This is a genomic window from Streptomyces verrucosisporus (genome assembly GCF_017114865.1).
Taxonomy (GTDB): Bacteria; Actinomycetota; Actinomycetes; order Streptomycetales; family Streptomycetaceae; genus Streptomyces; species Streptomyces fenghuangensis.
Genome location: NZ_JADEYH010000013.1, coordinates 124954 through 142484 on the forward strand (window position 1 = coordinate 124954; position 17531 = coordinate 142484).

Here is a 17531-nt window from a genome sequence, read left to right on the forward strand (position 1 = left end):
AGGGCATGCGGGGGCGGTGGGGAGGGCGACGCGTCGCGGCGGGTCATGGGATACACGCCGACATGCTGCCAACAACGCCCGATTCGCCCGGGCAACAGGGAAAAAGTCGATGTGTCGCACACAGTACGCTATGAAGTTTTTTCATACAGTGCGGCGGTATGGCGTCCATACCGCCGCAATCATGACGACCCGTAGGGGGCGGCCAGCATGACCGAGACACTCTCCCTCCCCGCGCCCGCCGAGGAGGCGGCCCCGGAGGCCGCCGAGCACGAGGAGCCCGCCGCCGGGCCGTCGTCCGGGCTCGCGGAGACCGCGGACCTCCCCCACCCGAAGGCGGCGGACGGACCGGCCGAGGCGTTCGATCTGCTGTACGCGCGCCTGGCCCGGCCGCTGCTGCGCCAGACGTATCTGCTCACCGGCGACAGGGAACCGGCCGTACGGGCCGTAGGCCATGCCTTCCGGCAGGCGTGGGAGCGGTGGCCCGAGGTCGCCGTGGACCGGGATCCGGCCGGCTGGGTGCGGACGGCCGCCTACGACCACGCCCTCTCGCCCTGGCACCGGCTGGACCCCCGCCGCCGCGCGGCCCGGAGGGACGGGGCGGGGAACGAGCCGGGGAGCGGAAGTCTGCCACCGGAGGCGCTGCTGGACCTGCCGCCCTCCTACCGCCGCACGCTGCTGCTGCACGACGGCCTGGGGCTCGGCCTGTCGGAGACGGCCGCCGAGAGCGAGGCGAGCACCGCCGCCACGGCCGCACGGCTGATGCACGCGCGCGAGGCGCTGGCCGAGTACGTGCCCGGCCTGCGCCGTGTCGCACCGGACCGGCGCAGGGAGATCATCCGCTCGATGCTGGAGGATCTGGCGGACGCCGGCTCCCTGCCCGGACTCCCGTCCGCCCGTACGGCGCGCACCGGCAGCGAGCGGACGGTGCGGCTGCGGACGGGCGCCTCGTTCGGGGCGACCGCGCTGGTGGCCGCGGCCGCGGTGCTGGCGTCCCTGGCCGGGCCGCAGGCGCACGACTCCGCCCGGCAGGCGCCGCGGGAGGCAAAGGCCCCGTCCGCCTCCGAGCCGTCCCCGGGCGGGCAGCGGGACCGGGCGGCCGGCTGAGTGCGGACTTCAGGGCCTTCGCGGGACCGCCCGAGGCCCCGCGAAGGCCTCGCGAAGGCCCTGGGAAGGCCCCGGGAACGGCGCGGGCCCGCACCCCCTGAGGGGGTGCGGGCCCGCGCCGTGCTGGGCACGGCCGTGCCGGCCGTGTCAGCCGGCGAGCAGCTCGCGCGCCAGGCGGGCGGTCTCGGACGGCGTCTTGCCGACCTTCACACCCGCGGCCTCCAGGGCCTCCTTCTTCGCCTGGGCGGTGCCGGAGGAGCCGGAGACGATGGCGCCGGCGTGGCCCATGGTCTTGCCCTCGGGGGCGGTGAAGCCCGCGACGTAGCCGACGACCGGCTTGGTGACGTTGGCCTTGATGAAGTCCGCGGCCCGCTCCTCGGCGTCGCCGCCGATCTCGCCGATCATCACGATCAGGTCGGTGTCGGGGTCGGCCTCGAACGCCTTGAGGGCGTCGATGTGGGTGGTGCCGATGATCGGGTCGCCGCCGATGCCGACGCAGGTCGAGAAGCCGAGGTCGCGCAGCTCGTACATCATCTGGTACGTCAGCGTGCCGGACTTCGAGACCAGACCGATGCGGCCCGGCTTGGTGATGTCGGCCGGGATGATGCCCGCGTTGGACTGGCCGGGGGTGATCAGACCGGGGCAGTTCGGGCCGACGATGCGGGTCTTGTCGCCCTTGGAGCCCGCGTAGGCCCAGAACTCGGCGGTGTCGTGGACGGCGATGCCCTCGGTGATCACCACGGCGAGCGGGATCTCGGCGTCGATGGCCTCGATGACCGCGCTCTTGGTGAACTTCTCCGGGACGAAGACGACGGTGACGTCGGCGCCGGTGGCCTCCATGGCCTCCTTGACCGTGCCGAAGACGGGCACCTCGGTCCCGTCGAAGTCGACGGTCGTGCCCGCCTTGCGCGGGTTGACGCCGCCGACGATGTTGGTGCCGGAGGCCAGCATGCGCCGGGTGTGCTTCTGGCCCTCGGAGCCGGTCATCCCCTGGACGATGACCTTGCTTTCCTTGGTGAGGAAGATAGCCATTGTTGTCGGTGTCCTCGTCCTTCGTTACTTCGCGGCCAGCTCGGCGGCACGCTCGGCCGCGCCGTCCATGGTGTCCACCTGCTGCACCAGCGGGTGGTCGGCGTCGTTCAGGATCTTGCGGCCCAGCTCCGCGTTGTTGCCGTCGAGGCGCACCACCAGCGGCTTGGAGACGTCCTCGCCCTTGGACTTCAGCAGCTCCAGGGCCTGCACGATGCCGTTTGCGACGGCGTCGCAGGCGGTGATGCCGCCGAAGACGTTGACGAAGACGGACTTGACGTCCGGGTCGCCGAGGATGATCTCCAGGCCGTTGGCCATGACCTCGGCGGAGGCGCCGCCGCCGATGTCGAGGAAGTTGGCGGGCTTGACGCCGCCGTGGTTCTCACCGGCGTAGGCCACGACGTCCAGGGTGCTCATGACCAGGCCCGCGCCGTTGCCGATGATGCCGACCTGGCCGTCGAGCTTGACGTAGTTCAGGCCCTTGGCCTTGGCTGCGGCCTCCAGCGGGTTGGCCGCGGCCTTGTCCTCCAGGGCGGCGTGGTCCGGCTGGCGGAACTCGGCGCCTGCGTCCAGGGACACCTTGCCGTCCAGCGCGATGATCCGGCCGTCGCCGGTCTTGACCAGCGGGTTCACCTCGACGAGGAGGGCGTCCTCCTTGACGAAGACGGTCCACAGCTTCCGCACGGCGTCGACGATTCCGTCGGCGACGTCGGCCGGGAACTTCGCGGCCTCGACGATCTCGCGGGCCTTGGCCTCGGTGACGCCCTCGACGGCGTCCACCGGGATCTTGGCCAGGGCCTCGGGCTTGGTGGCCGCGACCTCCTCGATGTCCATGCCGCCCTCGACGGACGCCATCGCGAGGAAGGTGCGGTTGGCGCGGTCCAGCAGGAAGGAGACGTAGTACTCCTCCGCGATGTCCGCGGTCTGGGCCAGCATCACCTTGTGAACGGTGTGGCCCTTGATGTCCATGCCCAGGATCTGGCCGGCCTTCTCGACGGCGTCGTCCGGGTCGGAGGCCAGCTTCACACCGCCGGCCTTGCCCCGGCCGCCGGTCTTGACCTGCGCCTTGACGACCGCGCGACCGCCGAGTCGCTCGGTCACCTCGCGCGCCGCCTCGGGCGTGTCGATGACTTCACCGGCCAGCACCGGTACGTCATGCTTGGCGAAGAGATCCCTCGCCTGGTACTCGAACAGGTCCACGCGCGTCCGTCCCTAGTTGTGGTGTCGCGGTTCGTTGTCAGCGTGGGCGTGCCGCGTGGCCGCGGCGTCTGCGGAGCGCGCGGCATGTCCGCCTTGCAGGTTAGTCCTGTCGGTGTGCCCGGCATAAATCGCAGCTCACACCCGTGCGGTGACAACCGTCACAGACACCGCCCTCCCGACCTGGGTATGAGGCGCCGCGGCGGTACGGGATCCGGCCGGCCGCCGGGGCCGTCCGGACGGGTTTCCGGACGGGTTTCCGGACGGATCCCCCGGCAGGGGCCGACCCGGGGACCGGCACGGTGGCCGGTCAGCCGAGCTGGCGGCGGACCAGCTCGTGGAAGAGGCCGCCGGTGTCGGCGAGCAGGTCCGCGGGAGCCCCCTGCCGCACCACCCGGCCGTCCGACATGACGATCACCCGGTCGGCGTCCATGACGGTCGACAGCCGGTGGGCGATGACGACGCGGGTGCAGCGCAGGGCGCGGGTGGAGGCCATGACCACGCTCTGGGCCTCGTTGTCCAGCGCGCTGGTGGCCTCGTCCAGGAAGAGGATGCGCGGTCTGCGGATCAGCGCCTGGGCGATCATCAGCCGCTGGCGCTGGCCGCCGGAGACGGTGCCGCCACCGTCCGACAGCATGGTGTGCATGCCCATGGGCATGGCCTTGATGTCCTCGGCCAGACCGGCCATCGCGGCCGCCTCCCACGCCTCCTCGGGGGAGAACGGCTCGGCGCCGCGGATGCACTCCAGGATCGAGCCGGTCAGCGGCTGGGCGTTCTGCAGGACGACGCCGCACTGGCGGCGCACGGCCGTCCGGTCCAGGGCCGCCAGGTCCTGGCCGTCGTAGAGCACGCTGCCGGAGACCGGCCGGTCGAAGCCGATGAGCAGCCGCAGCAGCGTCGACTTGCCGCAGCCGCTGGCCCCGACGATCGCGACGAACTCGCCCGGTCCGATCCTCAGGTCCACGCCGTCCAGGGCCGGCGGGCCGTCGTCGCCGTAGCGGTAGGTCAGCCGCCGGGCCTCGACGGCGCCGCTCAGCTCGCCCGGCGGCACACTGCCGCCGTCCACCTCGGGCAGCTCGTTCAGGATCGGCCTGACCTGCTCGAACATCGGCAGCACCGCGGCGGCCGAGATCAGCGCGCCGGTCAGCTGGGTGGCCGAGGACAGCATCAGCGTCACGGCGGTGTTGAAGGTGAGGAACTCGGCGGCGGACATGCTGCCGCGGGCCGGTCCGGCCAGCAGCATGAACATCGCCAGTGTGCACAGCGGCAGGTAGACCGCGTTGAGGACGGAGACGGCGTTCCTGACCCGGCCGATGCGCCGCTGGAGCCCTCGGGTGCGGGCGAACTCCCGCGCCCAGGCGGCGTAGGCGAAGCTCTCGGCCGCGGCGACGCGCAGCTTGGGCAGTCCGCGCAGGGTCTGGAAGGCGCGGTTGTCCAGCTTGAGCCCGAGCCCGACCAGCTGCCGCTGGTAGCGCAGCTGCCACAGCCCCAGCACCAGGAAGACCGCGGCGACGGCCAGCAGCAGGGCGATCGCCGCCAGCGCCAGCGGCACGCTGTGGACCAGCAGCAGGACGAGGTTGACCGCGCCCACGGTGGTCGCCTGGAGGGCCACCGTGCTGATGCCGGAGAGCACCCGGCGGATGGCGCCGACGCCCATGGCCGCGCCGGCCAGCTCGCCGGTGGAGCGGCCCGCGAAGAACGTCGTCGGTAGCCGCAGCAGCCGGTCCCACACGGCGGGCTGGAGCGTCGCCTCGATACGGCCCTCCAGGCGCAGGACGGCGGTGTTCTGCATCAGCATGAAGGCGGCCGAGACGGCGCCGGCGGCGATGAGCGCCAGGGCCGTCTGCACGATGAGCCCGGTCTCGCCGCCGGGCACGTACTCGCCGAGCACCTTGCCGGTGGCGATGGGCACCAGCGCGCCCAGGCCGACGGCGACCAGGCCGCTCAGGGCCAGGCCGCGCAGCTCGGCGCGGGTGCCGCGCAGGCCGAAGCGCAGCAGTCCGGGCAGGCCCAGCGGACGGTCGGGCAGCGGGCGGTAGAACATCACGGCGCGCGGCTCGAAGCGGGCCGCGCCAAAGGCGCCGACGCGTTCGCGTTCGCCGGTGGCCGGGTCCACCGCCTCGTAGCCGCCGCGCCGCCACAGCAGCGCCACGGGCGCGCCCTCCCCGGCCTCCGGCCCGGCCGGGCCCCGGGTGCGGCGGCCGACCGGGGGGCCGCTGTCCTCGCGCCACCAGCGTCCGGTGAGCCTGACGGTGCGGGTGCGCACGCCGGAGGCGATCGCGATGCGCTCGACCGGGTCCGTGCGCTCGGGGACCGTGCCCCCGCCGCCCGCGCCGCCCGGCTCGGTCAGGGTGATGCCGGCCCGCCCGGCCACCAGTCGGCAGACGGCGAGGACCGCGTCGTCGCCCGCGCCGCGCCGGGGGGCGCGGGCGGGGCGGCCGATGGAGGCCAGCAACACCCGGTCCGCCTGGGTGCGGGCGGCCTCGCCGGCCTCGATGCCGGCCGCGGTGCGGTCCTCGTGGGTGCGTTCCAGCTCCTCGATCCAGCGGTCCAGGGCGTACAGCAGCCGGTACTGCTGGTCGACCATGCCCTGCCACATCGCCGTGTCGACCAGCAGCGTGCCCGCGGCCTCAGCCCGGTAGGCGGCGCCGTACAGCACGCTGCCGGGGACGACGTGCATCCACAGCACGTCGTCGTCGGCCGGGCTCCCGTGCCCGTCGGCGGGGGCGGGCCCGGGCGGGGTGGGGCATCTCCCGCAGCTCGACACGGTGCAGCCGGCAGCCCTCCAGGGGGCGGCCGGCCAGGGTGTGCTCGGGGCCCTCGACCGGGCCCAGCAACAGCGTGCCGGCCTCCAGCCGGCCCAGGAAGTGCCAGTGACCCGAGCTCGCCGAGCCGACGGCGAACAGGTCCAGGGCCCCGTCCACCACGAGCCACAGCACATGCGGGCCCTCCAGGGACAGGCTGCGCGCCCCGGCGCAGTCGACCGCCGTACCCAGCCCGCCCAGGGCCGCGACGACGGGATCGGTGTGCCGGACGTGGGGGGCGTGGGGGGCGTACGGGACGTGGGGGATCGTCAACTCAGCGCTCCCTGACCAGTTCGGCGTACGGCCCGCGAGCCGCGACCAGGTCCTCGTGGCGTCCGCGCTCCACGACCGCGCCCCGGTCGAGCACCATGATCTCGTCGCTGTCGCGCACCGTGCTCAGGCGGTGGGCGATCACCACGCAGGCGCAGCCGCGCCGCCGCAGGTTGTCGATGATGGTCTGCTCGGTCACCGCGTCCAGCGCGCTGGTCACCTCGTCCAGGACCAGGACGCTGGGGCGGCGCACCAGTGCCCGGGCGATCTCCAGCCGCTGGCGCTGACCGCCGGAGAGGTTGCGGCCGCCCTGCTCTACCCGGCTGTGGATACCGCCGGGGCGGCGGGCGACCACGTCGTACACGGCGGCGTCCCTCAGTGCCGCGACGACGGCCTCGTCCGGAATGGAGGGGTCCCACAGCGCGACGTTGTCGCGGACGGTGCCCTCGAAGAGGAAGACATCCTGGTCGACGAAGGACACCGACGCCGCCAGCGCGCCGCGCGGGATGTCCTCCAGCCGCATCCCGTCGATGCGGACGGCCCCCTCCCAGGGGGTGTGCAGGCCGGAGATCAGCCGGGAGACGGTGGACTTGCCGCTGCCGGAGCCGCCGACGAGCGCGACCTGGCGGCCGGGGCCGACGGTGAGCGAGAAGCCCTTCAGCAGCGGCGGATCCAGGGGGCTGTAGCCGAAGGTGATGTCCTCCAGCTCCACATGGCCCGTCAGGCGCCGGGTGCTGGGGACCGGCTCGCGCCGCGTGTAGAGCGGGTCGACCGGGAAGTTCTCCACGTCCCGCAGGCGGGCGACGTCGGCCGCGAAGTCCTGGATCCGGCCCGCCACCCCGTTGAGGCGGGTGATCGGCGCGGTGAAGCTGGTCATCAGGGTCTGGAAGGCGACGAGCAGACCGACCGTCAGATGCCCCTCGACCGCCCGCAGACCGCCGATCATCAGGATCAGCGCGCTGTTGAGCGTGGCCAGCACGGGTGCGGCGACCGCCAGCCACGCGCTGGGCACGCCCAGCCGCTGCTGCACGTCGAGGGTGACCGCGTGCTGACCGGCCCAGCGGCGGAAGAAGCCCTGCTCACCGCCGGTGGCCTTCATGGTCTCGATGAGCTGGAGGCCGCTGTAGGAGGTGTTGGTCAGCCGGGCGAGGTCGGCGCGCAGCTTCTGGGTGCCGGTGGAGCGCAGATGGAGCACGACGCGCATGGCCACCACGTTGAGCAGTGCCACGCCGACCCCGACGACGGTCAGCTGCGGATCGTAGGCCCACAGCAGCGCCGCGTAGAGCACGACCACCACGGCGTCCACGCCCGCGGCGGCCAGGTCGCGGGCGAGGGTCTCGGCGACCGTGTCGTTGGACTGCAGCCGCTGGACGAGGTCGGCCGGGTTCCGCTGGGTGAAGAAGGAGACCGGCAGGCGCAGCAGGTGCCGGAAGAAGCGGGCACTGGCCAGGGTGGAGGAGATGATGTGCCCGCGCAGCAGATTGGCCTGCTGGACCCCGGTGAGGACGGCGGTGAGCACCAGGGCGGCCGCCATCGACGCGAAGAGCACGCCCAGCAGCGAGGACTGCCCCCCGATGAGGAACATGTCGATGTAGGTGCGGCTCAGCGCGGTCACCGTCGCGCCGACGGCCACCAGCAGCAGGCTGGCGAGCACGGCCGCCAGCAGGGTGCCGCGGGTGCCGCGCAGCCGGGCGGGCATGGCGCCCAGGACTCCGGGCCTGCGGCCGCCGCCGCGGAAGCCCGCCTCGGGCTCGAAGGTGAGGACGACGCCGGTGAAGCTGGTGTCGAACTCCTCCAGGGGGACGAACCGCCGCCCCTTGCCGGGGTCGTTGACGTACACGCCGCGGCGGCCCAGGCGGCGGCCCATGCCGTCGTAGACGACGTAGTGGTTGAACTCCCAGAACAGGATGGCCGGTCCGCGCAGTTCGGCGAGTGCCGCGAGGTCCATCTGCATGCCCTTGGCCCGCAGCCCGTAGCCGCGGGCGGCCTTGAGGATGTTGCCGGCCCGGGAGCCGTCGCGGGAGACGCCGCAGGCGATGCGCAGCTCCTCCAGGGGGACGAAGCGGCCGTGGTGGCCGAGCACCATGGCCAGCGCGGCGGCGCCGCACTCGACCGCCTCCATCTGGAGCACGGTGGGGGTGCGTACGGCCCTGGGGGTCCTGCCGCGTACGGCCGCCCCCGGCGAGGCGGCCCGGCCGCGCGGGGCACGGCGGGAGCCGCCCCTGCCGCGGGCGTTCCCGCCGCCACGGCCGTTGCCCCGGCGGCCGCCGCTTCCGCGGCGGTGGCCGGGAGGCGGGAGCCGGCCGGGCTGCCGTGCCAGCCGGGCGAGGTGATCCCGGCTCCGTAGCCGCTGCGCCGTGCCAGCCGCTCGTTGGTCCACGGCACCCAGGTGATCTCCGTCCGAACCTTCGGCAGGCCCTTCAGCAGTCGCCGGTCGGCGGTGGCGGTCGTCCCGGCGGTGAGGGCCGGTACGTGCCAGGCGCCGCAGACCACGGCGACCCGGTCGTCGCCGAACCGGCCGCACGCCTCCCGCAGCCGCAGCCGCATATGGGCCTCGCGCACCGCCTCGCGCCGGTGGCCCGCGCCTCCTCCGGAGGAGGCGCCCGCGGCAGTGCCGGAGGCGCCCTCGTGCGCCTCGCGCAGGGCGGTCATGGCGTCGGCGAGAGCGGTGAAGGGCGCGTACGGATCGGCGGGTCGGGCCCCGGCGGTACGGGCCGGCGGCACTCCGCGGTGCTCGACGACGTCCTCCCACCAGTGCTCGGGGTCGTCGTGGCCGGCCGTCTCGGCGAGCACCCGCAGCGGATCCAGGCGCAGCTCCCCGGCCGGCCCCTTCTCCTCCCCGCCCTCGTCCCCCAGGGCCAGGGTGTGGGCCGCGGGCAGGTCGAAGAACCGAACCGGCACCCCGTGCTCCAGCGCCCAGCGGAGGGCGACCCACTCCGGGGAGAATCCGGCCATCGGCCAGAACGCGGCGCGGCCCGGGTCGTCCGCCGCATGGGCCAGCAGCGCGACCGGCGGGCGCATCCCCTGGTGCGCCGCGAGCCCCACCACCGCGTCGGCCTCCGGCGGTCCCTCCACCAGCAGCACCGCCGGCCGGTGGGCGTCCAGCGCCGCCAGGACGGCCCGCGCCGAGCCGGGGCCGTGGTGGCGCACACCCAGCAGCAGCGGCCCCGGCGGCGCGGCACCCGTGGCGCCCGTGCTTCCGCCGGGGGCGGCGACCGCCGCCCCCGTACCGGGCACGCTCATGCGCCCGCCTCCCGGCAGGCCCGGTAGAAGTCCTTCCAGTCCTCCCTCTCCCGGACGACCGTCTCCAGGTACTCCTGCCACACCACCCGGTCGGCGGCCGGGTCGCGGGCGACCGCGCCGAGGACACCCGCGGCCACGTCGTCCGCGCGCAGCACCCCGTCGCCGAAGTGGGCGGCCAGGGCCAGTCCTCCGGTGACCACCGAGATGGCCTCGGCCGTCGACAGCGTGCCCGACGGCGACTTGACCCTGGTGCGGCCGTCGAGGGTGACGCCGTCGCGCAGCTCGCGGAAGACGGTGACCACCCGCCGGATCTCGTCGGCGCCGTCGAGGACGACCGGCAGGTCCAGGGAGCGGCCGATCTGCTCCACGCGCCGGGCCACGATGTCCACCTCCTCCTCGGACGTCCCGGGCAGCGGCAGGACGACGGTGTTGAAGCGGCGGCGCAGCGCGCTGGACAGCTCGTTGACGCCCCTGTCACGGTCGTTGGCCGTGGCGATCAGGTTGAAGCCGCGGACGGCCTGGACCTCCTCGCCCAGCTCCGGTATCGGCAGCGTCTTCTCCGACAGGATCGTGATCAGGGTGTCCTGCACATCGGCCGGCATACGGGTCAGCTCCTCGACCCGCGCGACCGCGCCGCCGGACATGGCCCGCATGACGGGGCTGGGCACCAGGGCCCCGCGGCTGGGCCCCTCGGCCAGCAGCCGCGCGTAGTTCCAGCCGTAGCGGACCGCCTCCTCGGCGGTGCCCGCCGTGCCCTGGACCAGCAGCGTGGAGTCGCCGCTGACGGCCGCCGCCAGGTGCTCCGACATCCAGGTCTTGGCGGTGCCGGGCACCCCGAGCAGCAGCAGGGCCCGGTCGGTGGCGAGCGTGGCGACGGCCACCTCCACTATCCGGCGCGGGCCGACGTACTTGGGGCTGATGACCGTGCCGTCCGGCAGGGTGCCGCCGAGCAGGTAGGTGGCGACGGCCCACGGCGACAGCCTCCACCGCTCGGGGCGCGGCCGGTCGTCCGCCTCGGCCAGGGCGCCCAGCTCCTCGGCGAAGGCCTCCTCGGCGTGGGGCCGCAGAGCGGCCGGTGCGCTGGTGGCGGTCACGTTTCCCCCTCGCATGCGGCTTTCGCGTGTCGGTCCCACGATGCACGGGCCCACTGACAATCCCGGCGGCGATCCGGCGGCCGCCCCCCGGCGGGCCCGGACGCCGTTCGGGGACGGGCGGAAACGGCCGGAAACGGTCGGAGGCGGATTGTCAGTGGCGGCTCGTACGGTCGTCCACATGGTTCACCGCACAGAGAGCGATCTTGTGTTTCCGGTCGGTGAGGAATGCGGCATCGGTGGCGACGACAATCACGCGTCCGTACGGGGAGAGCGAGGGGCACATGAGCACAGGGGGATCGCGGCGGCCTGCGGAGCGGGCGCAGGCGCAGGCGCCTGACTCCGCTCCCGCGGGGGAGGGGGCAGGCCGGCCTTGTGCCGGAGAGCCCGAAGGAGCCGGGGGGAGGAGGGAGGCCGCCGCCCGCGCCGGGGAGCGGGCGGCGGCCCCCGCCGGCCGGGAGGCGGCGCGGCGGCGCACCGAGCGGCGGGCCGGGCGGATCGCGGCGGGCGCCACCGAGCTGGAGCACCGGCTGGCTGACCTGCTGCGCGGCGGTCTGGCGGACATGGAGCGGTCGGCGGGGGAGGCGGGCCGCGGCGTCTGGGAGGAGACGGCCGCCCGCATGGTGGACGCCCAGGCGCCCGGGCTGGCCGCCCGGGTGCGGGAGCTGGCGGGCGTCCCCGGCTCGGGCCCCGGCTGGCCGTCCCGGATGCTGGAGGAGTGCGCCCTGCTGCACCTGCTGGGCCAGGGGTTCGTGAACATCGGCGGGCTGCCGGAGCCGCTGGCCGCGACCGTGCGGTCACGGGTGGGGATCACCACCCGGGCGGCCGAGGTGCTGGCCGACCGCGACGCGGTGGTGCGCGACCACTGGCTGGTCCTGGGCCGGCACGACACCGAGGAGGGGAGGGTCGCGGCACGCCGGGTCTGGCTGTACGGGCGGCGGACCGGGCGCACGGCACTGGTGCTGTCGTTCGCCGCCGGCGGGCTGCCGGAGCCGCCGCTGCCGGTGGGGGGCTCGGTGGACGCCGATCTCGCCTACTACCCCGGCGCCCCGGCGCTGCGTGCCGCTCTCGGCGAGCGGCACGCGGCCCCCGGGCCCGGGGGCCGGCCCCCGGGGGCCGGCGTGCACGACGCGCTGGACTCCTACGGCGCCGCGCTGTGCGGCGACCCCTGGCTGGAGGGCTGGCCGGCGGTCCTGGCCGGCGTGGTGCCCGCGCCGGCCGGGGAGGGCTGGCAACTGGCCGACGAGGGCGGCTCCGCGCTGCCGGTGGCGGAGGCGGCGGGGGTGCGCTCCCGGATGTGGCGGCTCGCCGCCGTCTCGGGCGGCGAGCCGGTCACGGTGTTCGGCGAGTGCGGCCACCGGGGTTTCGTTCCGTACACCGTCTGGCCGGGGGCGGGGTCGGCGCCGGAAGCGGTGCCGGGATCGGAGTCGGCGGCCGCCGTGCCGCTCACCTCACCGGACGTGCCGGGCGGTCCGCGGTGAGCTGGGGGGAGCTGGTCGGCGCCGCGCTGCTGGGCGCGGAGCGGCGCACACCGCCCGGCGGCTCGGTCGAGGCGCTGCTGGATGCCGCCGCGGTGGAGACGGTGCGGCGGCGGGCCGGGCTGCGGCCCGCCCCCGCCGCGCCCCGGCCGGAGCCGGCGCCGCGGGACCCGCGCCCGCCGCTGCCGCCGGCCGCCGCCCGGCGGCTGTCCCTGCTGCTCGCCGACCGCCCCGGCGCGGGCGGCGGGCGCCGGGGCACCGCGCCCGACCTCGCCGAACTGCTGCCGCAGTGGCTGGCCGCCGCCTGCGCCCACGGCTACCGCGCCCCGGCCGGGCAGCTTCCCGCGCTGCTGGACGCGGCCCGCGCGCGCACGGACCTGCGCGCGGGCGCGCTCGCCCTGGGAGGGCCGCGGGCCCTGTGGCTGGCGCGGCTCAACCCGGACTGGCGGTTCGCGCTGCGGGGCCGCCACGGGCGCGGCCCCGCTCCGCCCCCGGACGGCGCGCAGGGCCCGCAGGGCCCACAGGACGCGGACACCTCGGACGGCGCCGCCGTACGGCGGCTGTGGGAGGAGGGCCTGTTCGCCGAGCGGTCGGCGCTGCTGCTGTCCCTGCGGCGCCGTGATCCGGCGGCGGCCCGCGAGCTGCTGGCCGGTACCTGGGCCGAGGAGCGGGCCGAGGACCGGCTGATGTTCCTGGACTCGCTGCGCGAGGGCCTGTCGCCGGGGGACGAGGAGTTCCTGGAGCGCGCGCTGGCGGACCGCAGCCGCAACGTCCGGAGCACCGCCGCCGGGCTGCTGTCGGCACTGCCATCCTCCGCGCTCGCGGCGCGGATGGCGGCCCGGGCCCGCTCCTGCGTCGCGCTGGACCGCACCGGCCGGCCGGACCGGCTGATGGTCGAGGCGCCCTACGAGTGCGACCCGGGCATGCGGCGCGACGGCGTGGTGCCCGGGGCGCCGCCGGGCCGCGGCGAGAGGTCGTGGTGGCTGGTGCAGGTGGTGGAGGCCGCACCGCTGGACATCTGGCCGGAGCATCTGGGCGGCCGTACGCCCGACCGGATCACGGCGCTGCCGGCCGCCGACGGCTGGGAGGCGGAACTGCACGCCGCCTGGGCGCGGGCCGCCGTGCGTCTGCGGGACACCACCTGGGCGCGGGCGCTGCTGCGCAGACCGTCCGCCCCGATGGCGGAGGCCCCGGGCGACCCGGCGAAGCTGCTGGCGCTGCTGCCGGCCCCGGAGCGGGCGCGGTGGGCGGCGGAGTTCATAGCCGCCCACGGCCTGTCCGAGGCCTTCCGGGTGCTGGGCGTCTGCGCGGTCCCCTGGGCCGAGCCGCTGGGGCGGGCCGTGGTGGACGCACTGGAGATCGCCCGGGACGCGGGCAGCTATCCGTGGAGCTTCAGCGGGGTGCTGGGCCTGGCCGAACGCTGCCTGGACCCGGGCGAGGCCGGCCGCCTCGCCCTGCTGGCCGCGGTCCCGGACGAGCCCGAGGACGGCTCACCGGGCGCGGGCGGCTACTGGGCCGAGGCGTTCCAGCGGCTGGTGGCCACGCTCCGTCTGCGCGCCACGATGCTCGCGGAGCTCGAGCCGCCGGGGGACGGCGGCCCCGCGCGGGGGCCGGCCGCCGGGGACCGCGTATGAGCCGCGTCCGCTCCACCGCGCTCTCCCGGAGAGCGGCCCGGTGCGCCGGGCCGTACGCCCGCGCGCGCTCCGGCCGGGCTCAGGCGGCCACGGAACGCACGTGGGAGCGCACCCACTCAACCACCTCGCCGGTGGGCGCACCGGGGGTGAAGATCTCGGCGACCCCCTGCTCCTTGAGCGGCGGGATGTCGCCCTCGGGGATGATGCCGCCGCCGAAGACCTTGATGTCCGCCGCGTCGCGCTCCCGCAGCAGCTCCAGGACCTTGGCGAAGAGCGTGTTGTGGGCGCCGGAGAGGATGGACAGGCCGATCGCGTCGGCGTCCTCCTGGATCGCGGTGTCCACGATCTGCTCGGGCGTCTGGTGCAGGCCGGTGTAGATGACCTCCATACCGGCATCGCGCAGCGCCCGTGCGATCACCTTGGCGCCGCGGTCGTGGCCGTCGAGCCCCGGTTTGGCGACCACCACGCGGATCGGACCCGACACACCCATCACTGCCTCCCATAACGACTGCGGCCCGGCCGTCCCACCCGACCTTCTGTCAGTGGGCGGTCACCCGGTGAACGAACGTTATCGCCAGCATCCCCCACCCGGCAGTTCCGCGGTAAGGAGGGAGGGGGAAATCACACGGGACTCCGGCCGTCACGGCCGGTTCCCCGCGGGGGCTCACGGCGGGTTCCGGGGCGGTCCGCGGCGCCGCGCTCCCGCGATCCGCGTCCGCCCTGCATCAGCCCCCCTCCAAAGGGGCATACGACCATATATACCCGGCGCGTGCCACCGGGAGGAGGTCGACGGCATGAGGGTCACCAGGGCGCTGCCCTTCCAGTCCGCCTCGTTCCTCGGCGCCCTGCCGCTGTCCCTGATCCCCTTCGCCCCGCGCGAACTGCGGGCCGCCGCGCTGGAGGCCGCCTCCCTGGCGAGCCGCACCCTGCTCTACCCCGCGGGCATGGCACAGGAACGGTGCGCACCGGCTCCGCCGGCGGGTGCGGGCGAGGAGGACGAGCGGGTGTGCCCGGGGTCCCCGCCCGGGGGGAGGCGGGGGAAGGAGAGCGCGGGCGGCTCGGGAAGCCGTGAGGGGGAGGGCTGCCCTCCCGTTCTGCTGCTGCACGGCTTCATCGACAACCGCTCGGTGTTCACCCTGCTGCGCCGCTCACTGGTGCGCAACGGCTGGCGCGACATCCGCGCCTTCAACTACTCCCCCCTCACCTGCGACGTGCGCTGCGCCGCGGAACGCCTGGCGGAGTACGTCGAGGAGGTCTGCGAGAGCACCGGCAGCCGCCGCATCGACGTGGTCGGGCACAGTCTGGGCGGCCTGATCGCCCGCCACTACGCCCAGCGGATGGGCGGCGACGCCCGCGTCCGCACCCTGGTGACCCTCGGCACCCCGCACTCCGGTACCCGGGTGGCGCCGCTGATGTCGGCCCACCCGATCGTGCGCCAGCTCCGGCCGGACTCCGATGTGATCGGGGAACTGGCCGCTCCCGCGCCGGGCTGCCGCACCCGCTTCGTGGCCTTCTGGAGCGATCTGGACCAGCTCATGGTCCCCGTGGAGACCGCCCGGCTCGACCACCCCGACCTGGATTCCCGCAGTGTGCGCGTGAGCGGTCTGGGGCATCTGACGCTTCCGGCGCACTGGGAGGTCGCCGCCGGGGTCCGGCGGGAACTGGCCGCGGGGGCGCCGCACCGCGGGGAGCGGGCGGGGCGAACGGAGAGGGGATCCTCCGGGGCCGCCTGACCGGCCCCCGGCCGGCCTTTCTGCGCCGCCGCTTCCCGGGGCGCCCTCCCGCCGGTTTTCGCCGTGTATCCGTATCTCCGTGTCCACGCACGGGAATTTCCGGCTCCCCGGCGCCGATTCGGCGTCTTCCGGAACCCAATTTATTCGAACTTATTTCGAACGCGCGGCCAAGTACTGATCCGTAGTCCACCGAAAGGCGACCGAATGCCCGTTTCCCGGCCGCCCGAAACCTGCCGAAGATTGTCGCCGTCGCATACCGCCGGGTACAGTCGCCGCACTGCTCCGCCCCTGTCGTCGAGGCGAAAGAGAAGTTGGTGGTGAACGACCGTCACCTGTCGGGAGTCTCGACCCCCGCCGATTCCCCCGCCGACTCCTCGTACGGCCCCTACGGCTCCCCGTACGACCAGTCCGCGTACGGCCACCAGGGCTCGCAGGACACCCCGTACGGCTACGTCACCGGCACCTCCGACACCCTCGGCACCGCGTACGGCGACGGCGACCCCCTCTTCGGGGCGATGCCGGGCGACACCTCCCAGGCCCCCGCCGACCAGCGGTTCCCCTCGGGCGACGGCTGGACCGGGGACACCGGGCAGCAGGCCGCCCACGACGGCTACCCCACCGGCTCCTGGACGCACGTCCCGGCGCAGCCCGCCGAGTCCCCGGACGGCAGCGGCCACGGCTGGGCGGAGACCGGCTACGGCACGGGGGGCGTCCACACCGGCCCGGCGGTCCCGCCCGAGACCTCCTGGTCCGGGGACACCGGGCAGCACGCCCTCCACGACGGCTACCCCACCGGCTCCTGGGACGACTCCGGCTCCTACCCCGCGGTGGAGCCCGGGGCCGGCGACGGACGGCTCCACGGCGAAAACGGCGAGTACGACCGGTACGAGTACGGCGAGCACACCGGATACGGCGAATACACCGGGTACGGCGAATACACCGGGTACGGTGCCCTCTCCTCCGCCGACACGGACGGAACCGGCGCCTTCCCCGAACCCGAACCCGAACCCGGTCACGGACCGGCCGAGTCCGCCGACCCCACCGACTCCACCGAGCGGCCCGGCGCCTCCGACCCTCTCGACCTCCCCTGCCCGGCCGGGCCGGAGGAGCACGAGGAGGATCGGCGGAGGTCCGGGCCGCCGGCACGTCCGGCTGGTTCGCGCCGCCGCCGCTCCGCACGGCCGAAGCGTTCGGCGCTGCTCACCGTCGCCGTGCCGTCCGTCTGCGTCATGGGCGTGACCGCCGTGGCCGCCGCCTCCGTCAGCGGCGCCGGCGACGAGGCCGAGGACACCACCGCCCAGGCCGCCCCCGACGCCGTCTCCGCGGTCAAGTCCAAGGCGGCCAACAGCAAGCTCGACACCCAGCTCGCCGGGCTCTCCGACGAGGCCGAGGGCTTCGCCGACCGCGCCAGCCGCACCCAGGAGCGCATCGACCTCAAGGAGCGTCAGGAGGCCGAGCGCAAGCGCAAGGCGGCCGAGGCGGCGCGCAAGGAGGCGATGCGCCCCAAGTTCGCGCTCCCGGTGGCCCAGCACGGGCTCAGCGCGTACTACGGGCAGGCCGGCATCAACTGGGTGTCGCTGCACACGGGCATCGACTTCCCCGTCGCCTACGGCACCCCGGTCATGGCCGCCACCGACGGCACGGTCAGGACCCAGTGGCACAGCGCCTACGGCAACATGGCGATAGTGACCGCGCCCGACGGGACCGAGACCTGGTACTGCCATCTGAGCAGCACCCGGATCCGCTCCGGCTACGTCAAGGCCGGCGACACCATCGCCTACGCGGGCAACTCCGGCAAGTCCACCGGCCCCCATCTGCACTTCGAGGTGCGGCCGGCCGGTGGCGCGGCCATCGACCCGCTGCCCTGGTTCCGCGCCCAGGGGCTCGACCCCACCTGATCCCACCCGCCCCGGCCGACGCGCCGTCGGCGCCACCGGCCGGGGCCCGC

10 protein-coding genes and 2 pseudogenes are annotated in these 17531 nt (G+C 74.9%); 5 read left to right on the forward strand and 7 right to left on the reverse strand.

Going from position 1 to position 17531, the window contains the following annotated elements; all coding sequences use genetic code 11:
* The first annotated feature begins 207 nt into the window (after window positions 1–207).
* Window positions 208–1104, forward strand: a complete 897-nt coding sequence (locus tag IQ279_RS16110; protein ID WP_206349223.1) for a SigE family RNA polymerase sigma factor — start codon at window positions 208–210, stop codon at window positions 1102–1104.
* Window positions 1105–1251: 147 nt separating this feature from the next.
* Here the strand turns inward: IQ279_RS16110 and sucD are convergent, their stop codons facing one another.
* The 6 genes and pseudogenes from sucD to IQ279_RS16140 all read right to left on the reverse strand — a co-directional run bounded on the left by sucD (window position 1252) and on the right by IQ279_RS16140 (window position 10756).
* Window positions 1252–2136 (reverse strand): succinate--CoA ligase subunit alpha, encoded by an 885-nt coding sequence (sucD, locus tag IQ279_RS16115; protein WP_101255157.1) that lies wholly within the window; start codon window positions 2134–2136, stop codon window positions 1252–1254.
* Window positions 2137–2160: 24 nt separating this feature from the next.
* Window positions 2161–3333 carry an ADP-forming succinate--CoA ligase subunit beta gene (gene sucC / locus IQ279_RS16120; protein ID WP_206349224.1) on the reverse strand — a complete coding sequence of 391 codons (1173 nt, stop codon included), beginning with the start codon at window positions 3331–3333 and terminating at the stop codon, window positions 2161–2163.
* Window positions 3334–3640: 307 nt separating this feature from the next.
* A pseudogene (locus IQ279_RS16125) lies at window positions 3641–6407 on the reverse strand (NHLP bacteriocin export ABC transporter permease/ATPase subunit).
* Window position 6408: 1 nt separating this feature from the next.
* Window positions 6409–8526: an NHLP family bacteriocin export ABC transporter peptidase/permease/ATPase subunit gene (locus IQ279_RS16130; protein ID WP_241028193.1), complete on the reverse strand. Its 2118-nt coding sequence runs from the start codon at window positions 8524–8526 to the stop codon at window positions 6409–6411.
* A 248-nt stretch (window positions 8527–8774) separates the two neighbouring features.
* Window positions 8775–9647, reverse strand: a pseudogene (locus tag IQ279_RS28030) (DUF5682 family protein); the annotation flags it as partial.
* Window positions 9644–10756, reverse strand: coding sequence for an ATP-binding protein (locus IQ279_RS16140; RefSeq protein WP_372445156.1), 1113 nt, complete (start codon window positions 10754–10756; stop codon window positions 9644–9646). The gene IQ279_RS16140 and the pseudogene IQ279_RS28030, both read right to left, overlap by 4 nt.
* A gap of 221 nt (window positions 10757–10977) precedes the next feature.
* On the opposite strand from IQ279_RS16140, the gene IQ279_RS16145 reads away from it, so the two are divergent.
* A complete protein-coding gene (locus tag IQ279_RS16145; protein WP_206349226.1) occupies window positions 10978–12219 on the forward strand; it encodes an SWIM zinc finger family protein in 1242 nt (413 codons plus the stop codon).
* A complete protein-coding gene (locus IQ279_RS16150) occupies window positions 12216–13850 on the forward strand; it encodes a DUF5691 domain-containing protein (protein ID WP_206349227.1) in 1635 nt (544 codons plus the stop codon). Before IQ279_RS16145 ends, IQ279_RS16150 begins: the two co-directional genes overlap by 4 nt.
* Before the next feature lie 79 nt (window positions 13851–13929).
* On the opposite strand, the gene icmB is transcribed toward IQ279_RS16150, so the two are convergent.
* Window positions 13930–14340 carry a coenzyme B12-dependent isobutyryl CoA mutase small subunit gene (icmB, locus tag IQ279_RS16155; RefSeq protein WP_206349228.1) on the reverse strand — a complete coding sequence of 137 codons (411 nt, stop codon included), beginning with the start codon at window positions 14338–14340 and terminating at the stop codon, window positions 13930–13932.
* Between the two features lie 304 nt (window positions 14341–14644).
* On the opposite strand from icmB, the gene IQ279_RS16160 reads away from it, so the two are divergent.
* Both IQ279_RS16160 and IQ279_RS16165 read left to right on the forward strand, forming a co-directional pair.
* The gene (locus IQ279_RS16160; protein ID WP_206349229.1) at window positions 14645–15583 is read left to right on the forward strand and encodes an esterase/lipase family protein; all 939 of its coding nucleotides are present in this window, start codon (window positions 14645–14647) and stop codon (window positions 15581–15583) included.
* 317 nt (window positions 15584–15900) lie between these two features.
* On the forward strand, window positions 15901–17481 hold the full coding sequence (locus IQ279_RS16165) for a M23 family metallopeptidase (RefSeq protein WP_206349230.1): 1581 nt from the start codon (window positions 15901–15903) through the stop codon (window positions 17479–17481).
* Window positions 17482–17531: the final 50 nt, after the last annotated feature.